The sequence below is a fragment of the Enterobacter cloacae complex sp. 2022EL-00788 genome, from assembly GCF_026627565.1.
GTDB lineage: Bacteria > Pseudomonadota > Gammaproteobacteria > Enterobacterales > Enterobacteriaceae > Enterobacter > Enterobacter pasteurii.
In genome coordinates, this window is record NZ_JAPNMC010000002.1 from 75,856 (window position 1) to 92,684 (window position 16,829).

A 16,829-nucleotide genomic window follows, 5' to 3' on the forward strand; every position below is an offset into this window, starting at 1 on the left:
AGAACTTAAAAAGAGGTTTGGACTCATGACAGATAAACGCAAAGATGGTTCGGGCAAACTGCTGTACTGCTCTTTTTGCGGCAAAAGCCAGCATGAAGTGCGTAAACTGATTGCCGGGCCGTCCGTGTATATCTGCGACGAATGCGTCGATTTATGTAACGACATCATTCGCGAAGAGATTAAAGAAGTCGCGCCGCACCGCGAGCGCAGCGCGTTACCAACGCCACACGAAATTCGCCATCATCTGGATGACTACGTCATTGGTCAGGAACAGGCGAAAAAAGTGCTGGCGGTGGCGGTATATAACCACTATAAGCGCCTGCGTAACGGCGATACCAGCAACGGCGTGGAGCTGGGTAAAAGTAACATTCTGCTGATCGGGCCAACCGGCTCCGGTAAAACGCTGCTGGCTGAAACCCTGGCGCGCCTGCTGGATGTGCCGTTTACCATGGCGGATGCCACCACCCTGACCGAAGCCGGTTACGTGGGTGAAGACGTTGAAAACATCATCCAGAAGCTGTTGCAGAAATGCGATTATGACGTGCAGAAGGCCCAGCGCGGGATTGTCTATATTGATGAGATCGACAAGATCTCCCGTAAATCTGACAACCCGTCCATCACCCGTGACGTGTCGGGCGAAGGCGTGCAGCAGGCGCTGCTGAAGCTTATTGAAGGTACGGTCGCGGCTGTTCCACCTCAGGGCGGACGTAAGCATCCGCAGCAGGAGTTCCTGCAGGTTGATACCTCCAAGATCCTGTTTATCTGTGGCGGTGCGTTTGCAGGCCTGGACAAAGTGATTTCTCACCGCGTTGAAACCGGCTCCGGCATTGGTTTTGGCGCGACGGTAAAATCCACGTCTGAAAAACCAAACGAAGGCCAACTGCTGGCTCAGGTGGAACCGGAAGACTTGATCAAGTTCGGTTTGATCCCAGAGTTCATTGGTCGTCTGCCGGTAGTGGCAACCCTGAACGAACTGAGCGAAGACGCGCTGATTCAGATCCTGAAAGAGCCGAAAAATGCGCTGACCAAACAGTATCAGGCGCTGTTCAATCTGGAAGGCGTTGAGCTGGAATTCCGTGACGAAGCGCTGGACGCGATTGCCAAGAAAGCGATGGCGCGTAAAACCGGTGCACGTGGCCTGCGTTCTATCGTCGAAGCAGCCCTGCTCGACACGATGTACGATCTGCCCTCTATGGAAGACGTCGAAAAAGTGGTTATCGACGAGTCCGTAATCGGTGGCCAGACCAAGCCGTTACTGATTTACGGTAAACCGGAAGCGCAGCAGGCATCTGGCGAATAATTCACCAATTCATACAATCAGTTAATCAAAAAGGGGGGATTTTATCTCCCCTTTACTTTTTCCGTATTCGTGGCGTTGAATGTATGGGAAACATCCCCATATACTGGATTACATGTTAATGGTTGTGTGAAGCACAGTTACATGACCAGTTTACCTGGCGGACACTAAACTAAGAGAGAGCTCTATGAATCCTGAGCGTTCTGAACGCATTGAAATCCCCGTATTGCCGTTGCGCGATGTGGTGGTTTATCCGCACATGGTCATACCCTTATTTGTAGGGCGGGAAAAATCTATCCGTTGCCTCGAAGCCGCCATGGATCATGATAAAAAAATCATGTTGGTCGCGCAGAAGGAAGCATCTACGGATGAGCCGGGTGTAAACGATCTTTTCACCGTCGGGACCGTGGCCTCTATTTTGCAAATGCTGAAGCTGCCAGACGGTACCGTCAAGGTACTGGTGGAAGGCCTGCAGCGTGCGCGTATTACCACTCTGTCAGATGATGGCGAGCACTTCTCTGCGAAGGCAGAGTACCTTGATTCACCTGAGCTTGATGAGCGCGAGCAGGAAGTGCTGGTGCGCACCGCGATCAGCCAGTTCGAAGGCTATATCAAGCTGAACAAGAAAATCCCACCAGAAGTGCTGACGTCGCTGAACAGCATCGACGATCCGGCGCGTCTGGCTGACACCATCGCTGCACATATGCCGCTGAAGCTGGCTGACAAACAGTCCGTGCTGGAAATGTCCGACGTTAACGAACGTCTGGAATATCTGATGGCGATGATGGAGTCAGAAATCGATCTGCTGCAGGTTGAGAAGCGCATTCGCAACCGCGTTAAAAAGCAGATGGAAAAATCGCAGCGTGAGTACTATCTGAACGAGCAAATGAAAGCCATTCAGAAAGAGCTCGGCGAGATGGACGACGCTCCGGACGAAAACGAAGCGCTGAAGCGCAAGATCGACGCGGCGAAGATGCCGAAAGAGGCGAAAGAGAAAGCGGAAGCTGAATTGCAGAAGCTGAAAATGATGTCTCCGATGTCGGCAGAAGCAACCGTTGTGCGCGGCTACATTGAGTGGATGGTACAGGTTCCGTGGAACACCCGCAGCAAGGTTAAAAAAGACCTGCGTCAGGCCCAGGAGATCCTGGATACCGACCACTACGGCCTGGAACGCGTGAAAGACCGCATTCTTGAGTACCTCGCGGTACAAAGCCGCGTGAACAAAATTAAAGGCCCAATCCTGTGCCTGGTAGGGCCACCGGGGGTAGGTAAAACGTCTCTGGGCCAGTCCATCGCCAAAGCGACCGGACGTAAGTACATCCGTATGGCGCTGGGCGGCGTACGTGATGAAGCGGAAATCCGCGGCCACCGTCGTACCTATATTGGTTCGATGCCGGGCAAATTGATCCAGAAGATGGCGAAAGTGGGGGTCAAAAACCCGCTGTTCCTGCTCGATGAGATCGACAAAATGTCCTCGGACATGCGTGGCGATCCGGCGTCGGCGCTGCTGGAAGTGCTCGATCCAGAGCAGAACGTCGCGTTCAGCGATCACTATCTGGAAGTGGACTACGACCTCAGCGACGTGATGTTCGTGGCGACCTCGAACTCCATGAACATTCCAGCACCCCTGCTGGACCGTATGGAAGTGATCCGTCTGTCCGGTTATACCGAAGACGAGAAGCTGAACATCGCTAAACAGCACCTGCTGCCGAAGCAGATTGAGCGCAACGCGCTGAAAGCTAACGAGCTGACCGTTGAGGACAGCGCTATTGTTGGCATCATTCGTTACTACACCCGTGAAGCGGGCGTGCGTAGCCTTGAGCGCGAAATCTCAAAACTGTGCCGTAAGGCGGTGAAACAGCTGCTGCTGGATAAGAGCCTGAAACACATTGTGATTAACGGCGATAATCTGCACGCTTATCTGGGCGTTCAGCGCTTCGACTATGGCCGTGCGGACAACGAAAACCGCGTGGGCCAGGTTACTGGTCTGGCATGGACGGAAGTGGGTGGCGATCTGCTGACCATCGAAACCGCCTGCGTACCGGGCAAAGGCAAGCTGACCTACACCGGCTCGCTCGGTGAAGTAATGCAGGAGTCTATTCAGGCTGCGCTGACCGTGGTGCGCGCGCGCGCGGAAAAACTGGGCATCAACCCGGATTTCTACGAGAAACGCGACATCCACGTTCACGTTCCGGAAGGGGCGACGCCTAAAGACGGTCCAAGCGCGGGTATTGCCATGTGTACGGCACTGGTCTCCTGTCTGACAGGTAACCCGGTACGCGCTGATGTGGCAATGACTGGTGAAATCACCCTGCGTGGTCAGGTACTGCCAATCGGTGGGTTAAAAGAAAAACTGTTGGCGGCACACCGTGGTGGGATCAAAACCGTATTGATTCCTTACGAGAATAAACGCGATCTGGAAGAGATTCCGGACAACGTTATTGCCGATCTTCAGATCCATCCGGTGAAGCGCATTGAGGAAGTTCTGACTCTCGCACTGCAAAATGAGCCGTCCGGAATGCAGGTTGTAACCGCAAAATAGTGACCTCGCGCAAAGAGCGTCAATAAAAACAAGGCTGGTAAGTCATTTCGTACTTGCCAGCCTTTTTTTGTATAGCTAATTTAGATTGCTGATTGGGTAAGCCATCAACAACGGGTGTTGTAAGGTCATAGCAGGACTGATATAACTGCTGCGCGGTCGCGCTGTGAAGGATTCAGGTGCGATATAAATTATAAAGAGAGGAAGAGAACAGTGAATAAATCTCAACTGATTGACAAAATTGCTGCGGGTGCTGATATTTCTAAAGCTGCAGCTGGACGTGCTTTAGATGCTTTAATTGCTTCTGTTACTGAATCTCTGCAGGCTGGGGACGACGTTGCACTGGTAGGCTTCGGTACTTTCGCGGTTAAAGAGCGTGCTGCCCGTACTGGCCGCAACCCTCAGACCGGTAAAGAGATCACCATTGCTGCCGCTAAAGTGCCGGGTTTCCGTGCAGGTAAAGCGCTGAAAGACGCAGTAAACTGATTGCTTTCCCGCTTCAGGGAAGCTGAAAAGTACAAGGGCGCATCATTTGATGTGCCTTTTTTGTTTGTCCAGACCTGATTTGTGCGAGTTTATGCGAGTTGTGGGCTGACAATTGCCCTGTTTTCTTGTCACAATACGCCTTTACGCGCGACGGTCAGGATTTTCCGTCAGCGTCAGGTAACCAGTCACCTACAGCGGAGTGTTGTTACACCATGATGGACAGCTTACGCACGGCTGCTAACAGTCTCGTGCTCAAGATTATTTTCGGTATCATTATCGTGTCGTTCATATTGACCGGTGTGAGTAGTTACCTCATCGGCGGTGGCGCGAACTACGCCGCAAAAGTGAATGGCCAGGAAATCAGCCGTGGGCAGTTCGAGAACGCTTTTGCCGGGGAACGTAACCGCATGCAGCAACAGCTGGGCGACCAATACTCTGAACTGGCAGCCAACGAAGGCTATATGAAAAACCTGCGTCAGCAGACGCTGAACCGCCTTATCGACGAAGCGCTGCTGGACCAGTACGCGAAAAGTCTGGGGCTGAGCATCAGCGATGAGCAGGTCAAAAAAGCCATCTTCTCAACGCAGGCTTTCCAGTCTGAAGGCAAGTTCGACAACGCGCGTTATAACAGCATCGTAAACCAGATGGGCATGACGGCTGACCAGTACGCTCAGGCGCTGCGTAACCAGCTGACCACGCAGCAGCTGATCAATGCCGTCGTGGGCACCGATTTCATGCTGAAAGGCGAAACCGAAGAGCTGGCGGCGCTGGTGGCTCAGCAGCGCGTAGTGCGTGAAGCGACGATTGATGTTAACGCGCTGGCGGCGAAGCAGCAGGTCAGCGACGCTGAAGTTAATGCTTACTACGAGCAGAACAAGAACAACTTCGTCTCTCCTGAACAGTTCCGCGTAAGCTACATCAAGCTGGATGCGGCTGCGATGCAGGAAAACGCGACTGACGCGGATATCCAGTCTTACTACGACCAGCATCAGGATCAGTTTACTCAGCCGCAGCGTAACCGCTACAGCGTGATCCAGACCAAAACGGAAGCTGAAGCTAAAGCCGTGCTTGACGAGCTGAACAAGGGCGCGGATTTCGCAACCGTGGCGAAAGCAAAATCCACCGACATCATTTCTGCCAAAAACGGCGGTGATATGGGCTGGCTGGAAGACGCTACCACCCCGGACGAGCTGAAAAATGCGGGCCTGAAAGAAAAAGGCCAGCTGTCTGGCGTGATCAAATCCTCCGTCGGTTTCCTGGTGGCGCGCCTGGACGATATCACGCCTGCGAAAACCAAGCCGCTGGCTGAGGTTCGTGATGATATCGCTGCGAAAGTGAAGCAGGAGAAAGCGCTGGACGCCTTCTATGCCCTTCAGCAGAAAGTAAGCGATGCCGCGAGTAACGACAATGAATCTCTGGCGGGAGCTGAGCAGGCTGCCGGCGTGAAGGCGGTTGAGACTGGCTGGTTCAGCCACGAAAACCTGCCTGAAGAGCTGAACTTCAAGCCGGTTTCAGACGCCATCTTCAATGGTGGTCTGGTGGGCGAGAACGGTACGCCGGGTAGCAACTCAGATATCATCACCGTTGACGGTGACCGTGCGTTCGTTCTGCGCGTCAGCGAGCATAAAGCTGAAGCAGTGAAACCACTGGCGGAAGTGAAAGATCGGATTGTGGCGCTGGTGAAGCACAATAAAGCGGAACAGCAGGCAAAACTGGATGCCGAGGAGATCGTAGCCGAGCTGAAAGCAGGTAAGAGTGATGCGCTGAAAGCGGCTGGCCTGAGCTTTGGCGAGCCGAAAACGCTGAGCCGTACCGGTCAGGATCCTGTCAGCCAGGCGGCGTTTGGTCTTAGCCTGCCGGCGAAGGACAAACCTGTCTTCGGCACCACGACCGATATGCAGGGTAACGTTGTTCTTCTGGCGCTGGACGAAGTGAAGGCCGGCACGCTGCCAGAAGCGCAGAAGAAGGCTATGGTTCAGGGAATTACCCAGAACAATGCCCAGATTGCTTTCGAAGCGATGATGAGCAACCTGCGTAAAGAAGCCAAAATCAAGCTGGGTGATGTGGTCACTCAGGAGCAATAATTACGTGTCTGCTCGCAGATTTTCGTAACGCTCTGCAACAACCAAAGGCCGCTTTCGCGGCCTTTTCCATTTCTGCAATCTGCTGTTTGTCCCGGTTTTTCCTTGCGGCTATCGTGGCGTGGCTGTCAACAAACAAGGAGAAAACAGCATGAAACGTGGAATCAAAGCACTCTTTATTACGCTGGCTATTGCCACCTGCGGGATGAGCGCGGGAGCGCTGGCGGCACCTGCGGCTAAGGCGCAGGCCGTCCAAAACCAGGCGGAGGCAGCGCCCCAGGGAAATGCTAAAGCTAACGCGACGACCAGCCCGAAAGCTGGAGAAGAGGAGGGTACGCGGGTCAGCATCAATACTGGCTCCGCAGAAGAGCTGGCCCGGGCGATGAATGGCGTAGGTCTCAAAAAAGCGCAGGCCATCGTCAGCTATCGCGAAGAGTATGGTCCTTTCAAAACCGTTGACGATCTCAAACAGGTGCCGGGTATGGGAAGCGCGCTGGTTGAGCGCAACCTCGCACACCTGACGTTGTAATCGCGCAATAACTTGCACTGCGGCAAAAATTTGCCAGGATAAAGAGGTCATACCAGTTATGACCTCTGAACCTATAACAACGAAAGGCTATTGCGCTATGCAGACACAAATCAAAGTCCGTGGTTATCACCTCGATGTTTACCAGCACGTTAATAACGCCCGCTACCTTGAATTTCTGGAAGAGGCGCGCTGGGACGGCCTGGAGAACAGCGAAAGCTTTCAGTGGCTGACCGCTCACAACATCGCGTTTGTGGTCGCCAATATCAATATCAACTACCGTCGCCCGGCCGTGCTGGGGGATGTACTTACCGTGACCAGCCAGGTCCAGCAGCTGAATGGAAAAAGCGGTGTACTGAGCCAGGTCGTAACGCTGGAGCCAGAAGGGCAGGTGGTGGCCGATGCGCTAATCACCTTTGTCTGTATCGATCTTAAAACCCAGAAAGCGTTGCCGCTGGAAGGGGAGCTGCGCGAAAAGCTGGAGCTGATGATCGCGTAAATTTTTGTCTTTTATAAAAGACAAAAAGGTTTTTCAGGGATAAAATAATGAACAGGGACTACGTTGTTGAACGCTACCGGACCCGTGACGGAAAAGTGCCGTTTGAGGAGTGGGTGGCAAAAACGAGGCGTAAGGATCCGGAGACCGTTTTACGAATCCTTATGCGCGTTAACCGTGCAATAAAACGTAATTTTGGCGATTACAAATACCTAAGAGAAGGTGTTTGGGAGATGCGAATTGACTGTGGTCCCGGTTACAGGATCTATTTTGCCGTAGAGCATCGGAATGTCTTATTGTTACTCATCGGTGGCGACAAGAAGCGTCAAAGAGCAGATGTTAAGCAGGCGGTAGAATATCTGAAAGATCATCTATCTCAAGGAAAAACAGATGGGCGCGCCTAAACGAAAATATTCAAGTTCTGTCAGTCATCACGATGCGGTTGTGAAAATGCTTCGCGAGAACCCTTCCTATGCTCAACTGTATCTTCAGATAGCGCTGGAAGAAATTTATGAAGATCAGGGGATCCCTGCCTATCTCATTGCGCTTCGTCAGGTCATTGAGGCCCGTGGCGGCATCGGAGAAATTTCTGCTAAGTCGGGTTTATCACGTCAGCAGCTATACCGTACCTTGTCTGATAACGGCAACCCAACGCTAACAACGCTCATGAAAGTGACGCGTGCTGCCGGCGTTAAACTGTTCGACAGCACGGTGAAGTAACTTATTTCAGCCCGGTTTTTTTCTGCATTGCGGCCATTACGCCCGCTTTATCCGCCAGATAGTGATTCAGCCCGTTTGCGCGCAGGTTGCAGGCGGCGCACTGACCGCAGCCATCCCCTTTAATACCGTTGTAGCAGGTGAGGGTGTCGTTGCGAACCACGTCCAGCTTGCCCCAGTAGTCGGCCAGCGCCCAGGTTTCTGCTTTATCCAGCCACATCAGCGGCGTTTCGAAGCGGGTCTCTTTTGCCATTCCCAGATCCACGGCGTGGTTTAACGCTTTGACAAATTCGTCCCGGCAGTCCGGGTAGCCAGAGAAGTCGGTTTCGCACACGCCCGTAATGACCGCTTCGGCCTTTACCTGATAAGCGTATATTGCCGTCAGGATCAGGAAGAGAATGTTGCGGCCCGGTACGAAGGTGTTCGGAATGCCGCTGGCGTCCGGTTCGTAATCTGGAACCGGAATACTGTCGCGGGTCAGGCTGCTAACGGCCAGTTCGTTCAGCAGCGTCACGTCCAGCACCTTGTGCGCGCGGGCCCCCAGTTTCAGGGCCAGTTCACGGGCAACGTCGATTTCAGCACGATGACGCTGACCATAATCAAAAGTGACGCAGTGAACTTCATCATACTGGTGAAGCGCCTGAATCAGGCAGGTTGTGGAATCTTGTCCTCCGCTGAACACGACGACGGCACGTTTCATAAATCATCTCGACAGTTACGGTAAAAGCGTCATGTTAACGCCTGGCTAAAGCGACGACCAGCTTCTTCACGCTTTGGGGGCCGGAAGCCAGGCTTCGGTGAAGTCAAACCAGCCACGGGTGTTAAGACGGATACCGTTCACGCCCGGCGGGGCGCTGATTTGATACTGGTAGTTAAACAGCGGCGTCAGGACGGCATTTTCCATCAACCGGCTGAAAATAGCCTGCAGGCCCGCGTGTCGGTCGCGATCGCTGGCCTGCGTTTGCACCGCGTCCAGCGTGGCCTGCAAGTGGGCGTATGCCGGTGCGCTCAGCAGATGCGGCCAGAGCGCATCGCAGCGGAGCCATTGCTCAAGCGTATACTCCGGCGCTTCGCCAATCAGCCTGTCTCCCATCATGATGTCTGCATCGGCAAGCTGCTGACATCCGTCCCACGTCTTGGCGTCGTGGAAGATGACGGTCAGTTCACAGCCCTGTAGCGCAAGGTAGGCCTTAAGCTGGCTGGCCATCGTGTGAAGCTCAACCGGCAGGTGGTAGACCAGCGTCAATGACTCCGGCAGCGCAACGTCCGTTAAATCAGGCCATTGCGGGATCGCCCAGCCGGGAAGCAGTTCCCCGGTAGGGGTAATAAGCCCTTCGTTCAGCGGAAGCGTGCGCAGAAGCCGGGAGAGATGAATGATGTTGATAAGCCGCTTCGCCTGTAGCTCGCTCAGACGGGGGCTCTGCTTCAGCGTGAGGTAACAGAAGCCCAGACTGGTGCTGTTGCTGACCAGCCGCAGGCTTTCCAGCTCATCGGCTTCGCCTATGGCGATTTGCACCGGGTGGCGACAGCTGGTGCCCAGACTGTAGTCAAAAAGCTGGGGGGTGATCCAGTACTCGATAGCCTTGAGCAGCGGATGGCTCAGGTGATACTGCTCGTGACTTTCCAGGCGCACCAGTTCAGGCTCAAAAACGCTCAGACGGAAGGGACCGCTGCCGACACCGGGAATATCGGGATGCGCCAGACGGCTACAGTAGGTTGCCAGCCTGTGCGCCAGCCAGTAGTCCGGCTGATGCAGAATAAACGTCAGGCACTGGGGATGCGTGGTTTCGATACGCAAGACGCTCTGGAAAAGCGTGCGCATGACGGGCTGTGCCAGCAGCGCCGTCAGGCTTCGCTGGAGCTGCGCCGTCGCGATTTTATCGCCGTTATGCCAGTGCAGGGTGGAGCGGATGTAAAAATGCCAGCGCAGGCCGTCAGGAGAAACGTCCCAGTGATGCGCCAGATCGCCCGCGGGCTCGCTGCAGTTACCGTTAAAACGCGTTAAGCCCGAGAACACCTGTCCCGCCAGATGCTGCTCGGCACGGCCGGGTAAAAACCCCGGATGAAGCGGCTCCAGCGAGCGATAGTAGGGGATACGCAGCGTCGGCGTATCATTTTGCCACTGCCCCCCCAGATACGGATGCAGCAGCGAGCGCAAATCTTCAGGCGCAAGCTGAGCCAGCTCCAGCACGTTGTGCTGCTGTCCGCTTTTAAGCGCATCTTCCATCATGGTATTACGCAGCGAATCCGGGGTCACGTGAAAGGTTAGCTCTCCGCGCTTCCCTCGTCCGGACCGGGCGTGCCAGCTCAGCCAGCCCGCGTCCTGCGCCTGGCGCAGCAGGGTGCGAACGTGTCGCTCGCTGCAAAAGCAGCGGCTGGCAAGCTCGCTGATGGTCACCTGCTGCGGAGCGCCAGCGGAAGGTTGCCACAGGCGTTGATACTGGTTAAGACGGTTGAGCTGGCGCATGATAAACCCGGAACAATAATTATCATCTATTCACTATTACTTCCGTATATCCCACGCAATACTGATGCACAAGTTAACCGCATCACATTTCGGGAGTATTCATGGCTCGGCTCGCTGCATTTGATATGGACGGCACGCTGTTAATGCCGGATCACCGTTTGGGGGAGAAAACCCTGAGCACGCTTAAGCGCCTGCGCGAGCGTGACGTTACCCTGACGTTTGCTACCGGTCGCCACGTGCTGGAGATGCGCCATCTGCTGGGAGCCTTTTCCCTGAACGCGTTTTTGATAACCGGTAACGGGACGAGGATCCACGCCGTCAACGGTGACGTGCTGCACCGTCAGGATCTTGATCCGGAAGTGGCGGATATTGTCCTGCATAGCTCATGGGATACGCGGGCCAGCGTGCACGTATTTAACGACGAGGGCTGGTTTACCGGACGCGACATTCCGGACCTGCTGCACGCTCATGTTTATAGCGGCTTCAGGTATCAGCTTATCGATCTGCGCCGGATCCCGGCATATAAGGTGACCAAGATCTGCTTCTGCGGCGATCATGACGATCTCTGCCGCCTGCGCATTCAGCTGAACGAGGCGCTGGGCGTCCGGGCGCATCTGACTTTCTCAGCGGTGGATTGTCTCGAAGTGCTGCCGGTGGGCTGTAACAAAGGTTCCGCGCTTGCGGTTCTGAGCGACCATCTCGGGCTGACGATGCAGGACTGTATGGCGTTTGGCGACGCCATGAACGACCACGAGATGCTGAGCAGCGTTGGCCGTGGTTTGATCATGGGGAACGCGATGCCGCAGCTTATTGCCGCGCTCCCCCATCTTCCGGTTATCGGACACTGCCGTAACGAAGCGGTGTCCCATTTTTTGACGCATTGGCTGGACAATAACAACCTCCCTTATTCCCCCGAATAGCGAGACCCTTCCAGCAAGCCAGGCTTCGGCCTGGCTTTTTTTATTTCACCAGCTGCGCAATCTGCGCTTTCCACGGTTCAACGTCGCCAATATTGGCCTGCACCCAGTCTGCATTGTAGTAGGTGTCGAGGTAGCGCTCCCCGCTGTCGCACAGCAGCGTAACGATGGAGCCGGTACGGCCTTCTTCGCGCATCCGCGCGGCCAGCTGTAGCGCGCCCCACATATTGGTGCCGGTAGAGGCCCCGACCTTGCGGCCAAGCTGTGTTTCCAGCCAGTGCGCCGTTGCGACGCTGGCGGCGTCCGGGACGCGGAGCATCTCATCCACCACGTCCGGAATGAACGAGGGTTCGACGCGCGGGCGACCAATCCCTTCGATCTTGCTGCCCACCGGGCTGCGCAGGCTGGCGTCGCGTGATTGCCAGTAGTCGAGGAATACCGAGTTCTGCGGATCAACGACCATCAGCTGCGTATCATAACCCTGGCAGCGGATATAACGCCCGATGGTGGCGGAGGTGCCGCCCGTGCCCGCGCTCATGACGATGTAAGCGGGAACGGGGTGCGGCTCGTGGGTCATCTGACGGAAAATGCTGTCCGCGATGTTGTTATTGCCGCGCCAGTCGGTGGCGCGCTCGGCGAAGGTGAACTGGTCCATATAGTGGCCGTTCAGCTCGCGGGCCAGCATTTCGGAGGCGGCATAGATTTCGCAGGCGCTTTCCACAAAGTGGCAGCGCCCGCCGTAAAATTCGATCTGTTCTACCTTACGCTTTGCCGTGCAGGAAGGCATGACGGCGATGAACGGCAGGCCCAGCAGGCGGGCAAAGTAGGCTTCGGAAACGGCCGTTGAACCGGACGAGGATTCAATAATCGTGGTGCCCTCTTTAATCCAGCCGTTACATAAGCCGTATAAAAAGAGTGAACGCGCCAGGCGATGCTTCAGGCTGCCGGTAGGATGGGTACTTTCATCCTTCAGGTAAAGCTGAATACCGGGAAATCCGGGCAGAGGCAGGCGGATTAAGTGGGTATCTGCCGAGCGCTGATAGTCGGCGTTTATTTCGCTGATGGCATGTTTAACCCAGGTGCTATTCATCGTGATTATCCGTTTGTCATTTTGTGCCCAGCATAGCGAAAAGCACAGAAAAAATTGTTGCTATCTGGCCTTTAAAATAGAATGAAGGGAGAAAAATTTTCTCTGCGAGGTGGACATGCTAGATAAAATTGACCGCAAGCTGCTTTCATTGCTGCAAAACGACTGCACCCTCTCTTTGCAGGCGCTGGCAGATGCCGTTAATCTGACCACCACCCCGTGCTGGAAGCGCCTCAAAAAGCTGGAAGATGATGGCATTCTGCTGGGACGCGTGGCGCTGCTGGATCCTGAAAAACTGGGGCTTGGGCTGACCGCCTTCGTCCTGATAAAAACGCAGCATCACAGCAGCGAATGGTACTGTCGTTTTGTCACGCAGGTATCCGAAATGCCGGAAGTGCTCGGCTTCTGGCGGATGGCGGGGGAATATGACTACCTGATGCGCGTTCAGGTGGCGGACATGAAGCGCTACGATGATTTTTACAAGCGGCTGGTCAACAGCGTACCGGGCTTGTCCGATGTCACCTCCAGCTTTGCTATGGAACAGATTAAATACACCACAGCATTACCCATTGAATAACTTCGTAAAATACCTTCAGGAAAATACCGCGTGCGATTATTTGCCCAATTAAGCTGGTACTTTCGTCGGGAGTGGCAACGCTACCTCGGCGCGGTGGCCCTGCTTATTATCATTGCCGTCCTGCAGCTGATCCCGCCAAAAGTGGTGGGATACGTCGTCGATGGCGTTACGGAACAACATTACACCGCCGCACGGGTGATGATGTGGGTCGGTACGCTGGTGCTGACGGCCGTGGTGGTTTACCTGCTGCGCTACGTCTGGCGCGTGCTGCTGTTCGGCGCGTCCTACCAGCTCGCCGTTGAGCTGCGCGAAGATTTCTATCGTCAGCTGAGCCGCCAGCACCCCGAATTTTATCTGCGTCACCGTACCGGAGACCTTATTGCCCGCGCCACGAATGACGTGGACCGCGTGGTGTTTGCCGCCGGAGAAGGGGTGTTAACGCTGGTGGATTCACTGGTGATGGGCTGTGCGGTACTGATTGTAATGTCTACCCAGATCAGCTGGGAGCTTACTTTGCTGGCGCTGCTGCCGATGCCGCTGATGGCGCTGGCGATTAACCGCTACGGCGAACAGCTTCATGAACGCTTTAAGCTGGCGCAGGCGGCGTTTTCATCGCTCAACGATCGCACCCAGGAGAGTATGACCAGCATCCGCATGATCAAGGCGTTTGGTCTGGAAGACCGGCAGTCGGCGCTGTTTGCCGCAGACGCCGCCGACACCGGCGCGAAAAACATGCGCGTGGCGCGCATCGATGCCCGTTTCGATCCGACAATCTACGTAGCGATTGGCATGGCGAACCTGCTGGCGGTGGGTGGCGGCAGCTGGATGGTCGTGCGAGGCACCATGACCCTCGGGCAGTTAACCAGCTTTGCGATGTACCTCGGGCTGATGATCTGGCCGATGCTGGCGCTGGCCTGGATGTTTAACATCGTTGAGCGCGGGAGCGCCGCCTACAGCCGCATACGCGCCATGCTGGCAGAGGTGCCGGTGGTGAACGATGGCAGCGAGCCGGTGCCGGAAGGGCCGGGGGTGCTGAAGGCCAATATCCGCGCCTTTATCTATCCGCAAACGGAGCAGCCGGTGCTCGAAAACGTCAGCTTCACGCTGCAGCCCGGTCAGATGCTGGGCATCTGCGGCCCGACGGGGGCCGGTAAAAGCACGATCCTGTCGCTTATTCAGCGCCATTTTGACGTGAGCGAAGGCGATATTCGCTTCCACGATGTCCCGCTGCCGCGGCTGCTGCTGGACGACTGGCGCAGCCGCCTGGCGGTCGTCAGCCAGACGCCGTTCCTGTTTTCCGACACGATTGCCAATAACATCGCGCTCGGGTGCCCAACGGCCACCCGGCAGGAGATCGAGCATGTTGCGCGCCTGGCCAGCGTTCACGAGGATATTTTGCGCCTGCCGCAGGGCTACGATACGGAGGTCGGAGAGCGGGGCGTGATGCTCTCCGGCGGACAAAAGCAGCGCATCTCCATTGCCCGCGCGCTGCTGCTGGACGCTGAGATCCTGATTCTGGATGACGCGCTGTCGGCGGTTGACGGGCGTACCGAGCATCAAATTCTGCATAACCTTCGCCAGTGGGGGGAGGGGCGCACGGTCATCATCAGCGCGCACCGTCTGTCGGCGCTTACCGAAGCTAGCGAAATTCTGGTGCTTCAGCACGGGCATATTGCCCAGCGCGGTCAGCATGACCAGCTCGCAGAGCAGGCCGGCTGGTATCGGGATATGTACCGCTATCAGCAGCTTGAGGCCGCGCTGGATGAGGAGGTCGTCGATGCGTAAGTTTGGAAAGATGTGGCCGACGCTAAAACGTCTGCTGGCCTACGGCTCACCGTGGCGTAAGCCGCTTTCCATCGCCGTGCTGCTGCTGTGGATCGCCGCGATTGCGGAGGTGACCGGCCCGCTGCTTATCAGCTATTTCATCGATAACATGGTGGCGAAGAGCTATTTGCCTCTCGGCCTGGTCGCCGGGCTGGGCGTGGCGTACGTCGGGCTACAGCTGACGGCGGCGGGGCTGCATTACGCGCAGTCACTGCTGTTTAACCGGGCCGCCGTGGGCGTGGTGCAGCAGCTGCGCACGGACGTGATGGATGCCGCGCTGCGCCAGCCGCTGAGCGAGTTTGATACCCAGCCGGTCGGGCAGGTGATTTCGCGCGTCACCAACGACACCGAAGTGATCCGCGACCTGTACGTCACCGTTGTCGCAACGGTACTGCGCAGTGCCGCGCTGATTGGCGCGATGCTGGTGGCGATGTTCAGCCTGGACTGGCGGATGGCGCTGGTGGCAATCACCATTTTCCCGGCGGTCCTGATCGTGATGGTGATTTACCAGCGCTACAGCACGCCGATCGTGCGCCGCGTGCGCGCTTACCTTGCGGATATCAATGATGGCTTCAACGAAGTGATCAACGGCATGAGCGTTATTCAGCAGTTTCGCCAGCAGGCGCGTTTTGGCGAGCGAATGGGGGAAGCCAGCCGCTCGCACTATATGGCGCGGATGCAGACGTTACGTCTGGACGGTTTCCTTTTACGCCCGCTGCTGAGCCTCTTCTCGGCGCTGGTGCTGTGCGGGCTGCTGATGCTGTTCGGCCTGACGACGCGCGGAACCATTGAAGTTGGGGTGTTGTACGCGTTTATCAGCTACCTTGGCCGCCTTAATGAACCACTGATTGAACTCACCACGCAGCAATCGATGCTGCAACAGGCGGTGGTTGCGGGCGAGCGCGTGTTCGAACTGATGGACAGGCCGCGCCAGACTTACGGCAGTGACGAACGCCCGCTGGAAAGCGGATCCATCGCGTTTGATAATGTCTCGTTCGCCTACCGCGACGACCAGCTTGTTTTGCAGGATATCAACCTTAACGTGCCGTCGCGCGGGTTCGTCGCGCTGGTCGGGCACACCGGCAGCGGCAAAAGCACGCTCGCCAGCCTGTTGATGGGCTACTATCCGTTGACGCAGGGGGAGATCCGTCTGGATGGACGTCCGCTTTCGTCGCTTAGCCACGCCGCGTTGCGCAGGGGCGTCGCGATGGTGCAGCAGGATCCGGTGGTGCTTGCCGATACGTTCTACGCCAACGTTACGCTGGGGCGGCCCTTTACCCAGGAGCAGGTCTGGGAAGTGCTGGAAACCGTGCAGCTGGCGGATCTGGCGCGCGGGTTAAGCGAGGGAATCAATACCAGACTGGGTGAACAGGGCAACAACCTGTCCGTCGGGCAAAAGCAGCTTCTGGCGCTGGCGCGCGTGCTGATTGATACGCCGCAGGTGTTAATTCTGGACGAAGCCACCGCCAGCATCGACTCCGGCACCGAGCAGGCGATCCAGCAGGCGCTGGCTGCCGTACGGGATCGCACTACGCTTGTGGTGATCGCCCACCGCCTCTCAACGATCGTCGATGCGGATACTATTCTGGTGCTGCACCGCGGACAGGCCGTTGAGCGGGGAACGCACCGCCAGCTGCTGGAGGCAAAAGGACGCTACTGGCAGATGTATCAGTTGCAGCTGGCAGGCGACGAGCTGGCCGCCAGCGCGCGCGAGGAAGAGTCGCTCAGCGCCTGATGCACCATAACAAGGCAATGCTCTAACAGACTCAACTGTTGGTGCAAAACCGAAACGCGCCATGCACCGTCATGGTGCGT

The 16,829-nt window shown here is 56.2% G+C and carries 15 protein-coding genes; 12 read left to right on the plus strand and 3 right to left on the minus strand.

Annotated elements, in window-relative coordinates:
• Nucleotides 1-25 precede the first annotated feature (25 nt).
• The 8 genes from clpX to OWK27_RS02875 all read left to right on the plus strand — a co-directional run bounded on the left by clpX (nucleotide 26) and on the right by OWK27_RS02875 (nucleotide 8,145).
• Complete coding sequence (gene clpX, locus OWK27_RS02840) at nucleotides 26-1,300, plus strand: ATP-dependent protease ATP-binding subunit ClpX (protein WP_148420286.1); 1,275 nt, start codon at nucleotides 26-28, stop codon at nucleotides 1,298-1,300.
• 184 nt (nucleotides 1,301-1,484) lie between these two features.
• Complete coding sequence (gene lon / locus OWK27_RS02845) at nucleotides 1,485-3,839, plus strand: endopeptidase La (RefSeq protein ID WP_148420287.1); 2,355 nt, start codon at nucleotides 1,485-1,487, stop codon at nucleotides 3,837-3,839.
• 210 nt (nucleotides 3,840-4,049) lie between these two features.
• Nucleotides 4,050-4,322, plus strand: coding sequence for a nucleoid-associated protein HU-beta (hupB, locus tag OWK27_RS02850; RefSeq protein WP_002444653.1), 273 nt, complete (start codon nucleotides 4,050-4,052; stop codon nucleotides 4,320-4,322).
• A 212-nt stretch (nucleotides 4,323-4,534) separates the two neighbouring features.
• Nucleotides 4,535-6,406, plus strand: coding sequence for a peptidylprolyl isomerase (ppiD, locus tag OWK27_RS02855; protein WP_267589782.1), 1,872 nt, complete (start codon nucleotides 4,535-4,537; stop codon nucleotides 6,404-6,406).
• A gap of 148 nt (nucleotides 6,407-6,554) precedes the next feature.
• On the plus strand, nucleotides 6,555-6,932 hold the full coding sequence (locus OWK27_RS02860) for a helix-hairpin-helix domain-containing protein (protein ID WP_252004955.1): 378 nt from the start codon (nucleotides 6,555-6,557) through the stop codon (nucleotides 6,930-6,932).
• A 97-nt stretch (nucleotides 6,933-7,029) separates the two neighbouring features.
• A complete protein-coding gene (locus OWK27_RS02865) occupies nucleotides 7,030-7,428 on the plus strand; it encodes a YbgC/FadM family acyl-CoA thioesterase (RefSeq protein ID WP_063451689.1) in 399 nt (132 codons plus the stop codon).
• Nucleotides 7,429-7,475: 47 nt separating this feature from the next.
• Nucleotides 7,476-7,829 carry a type II toxin-antitoxin system RelE/ParE family toxin gene (locus OWK27_RS02870; protein ID WP_148420290.1) on the plus strand — a complete coding sequence of 118 codons (354 nt, stop codon included), beginning with the start codon at nucleotides 7,476-7,478 and terminating at the stop codon, nucleotides 7,827-7,829.
• Complete coding sequence (locus OWK27_RS02875; protein WP_242173413.1) at nucleotides 7,816-8,145, plus strand: addiction module antidote protein; 330 nt, start codon at nucleotides 7,816-7,818, stop codon at nucleotides 8,143-8,145. The genes OWK27_RS02870 and OWK27_RS02875 overlap by 14 nt, the downstream gene beginning before the upstream one ends.
• Before the next feature lies 1 nt (nucleotide 8,146).
• Here OWK27_RS02875 and queC read toward each other — a convergent pair whose 3' ends face one another.
• Together queC and OWK27_RS02885 are read right to left on the minus strand one after the other, a co-directional pair.
• Nucleotides 8,147-8,842, minus strand: coding sequence for a 7-cyano-7-deazaguanine synthase QueC (gene queC / locus OWK27_RS02880; protein ID WP_267589783.1), 696 nt, complete (start codon nucleotides 8,840-8,842; stop codon nucleotides 8,147-8,149).
• A gap of 66 nt (nucleotides 8,843-8,908) precedes the next feature.
• The gene (locus tag OWK27_RS02885; protein ID WP_267589784.1) at nucleotides 8,909-10,609 is read right to left on the minus strand and encodes an SgrR family transcriptional regulator; all 1,701 of its coding nucleotides are present in this window, start codon (nucleotides 10,607-10,609) and stop codon (nucleotides 8,909-8,911) included.
• 101 nt (nucleotides 10,610-10,710) lie between these two features.
• On the opposite strand from OWK27_RS02885, the gene cof reads away from it, so the two are divergent.
• Nucleotides 10,711-11,529, plus strand: coding sequence for an HMP-PP phosphatase (cof, locus tag OWK27_RS02890; RefSeq protein ID WP_267589785.1), 819 nt, complete (start codon nucleotides 10,711-10,713; stop codon nucleotides 11,527-11,529).
• A 40-nt stretch (nucleotides 11,530-11,569) separates the two neighbouring features.
• Here cof and OWK27_RS02895 read toward each other — a convergent pair whose 3' ends face one another.
• Entirely contained in the window at nucleotides 11,570-12,616 is a 1,047-nt protein-coding gene (locus tag OWK27_RS02895) for a PLP-dependent cysteine synthase family protein (protein ID WP_148420331.1), read from the minus strand.
• A 115-nt stretch (nucleotides 12,617-12,731) separates the two neighbouring features.
• Between OWK27_RS02895 and OWK27_RS02900 the strand changes: the two genes are divergently transcribed.
• Genes OWK27_RS02900 through OWK27_RS02910 form a run of 3 tightly spaced genes read left to right on the plus strand, consistent with a single transcriptional unit; the run spans nucleotide 12,732 to nucleotide 16,749 of the window.
• The gene (locus OWK27_RS02900) at nucleotides 12,732-13,190 is read left to right on the plus strand and encodes an Lrp/AsnC family transcriptional regulator (protein ID WP_023310581.1); all 459 of its coding nucleotides are present in this window, start codon (nucleotides 12,732-12,734) and stop codon (nucleotides 13,188-13,190) included.
• Between the two features lie 30 nt (nucleotides 13,191-13,220).
• Nucleotides 13,221-14,975, plus strand: coding sequence for a SmdA family multidrug ABC transporter permease/ATP-binding protein (locus OWK27_RS02905; RefSeq protein ID WP_193355663.1), 1,755 nt, complete (start codon nucleotides 13,221-13,223; stop codon nucleotides 14,973-14,975).
• Complete coding sequence (locus OWK27_RS02910; protein ID WP_267589786.1) at nucleotides 14,968-16,749, plus strand: SmdB family multidrug efflux ABC transporter permease/ATP-binding protein; 1,782 nt, start codon at nucleotides 14,968-14,970, stop codon at nucleotides 16,747-16,749. The genes OWK27_RS02905 and OWK27_RS02910 overlap by 8 nt, the downstream gene beginning before the upstream one ends.
• Nucleotides 16,750-16,829 lie beyond the last annotated feature (80 nt).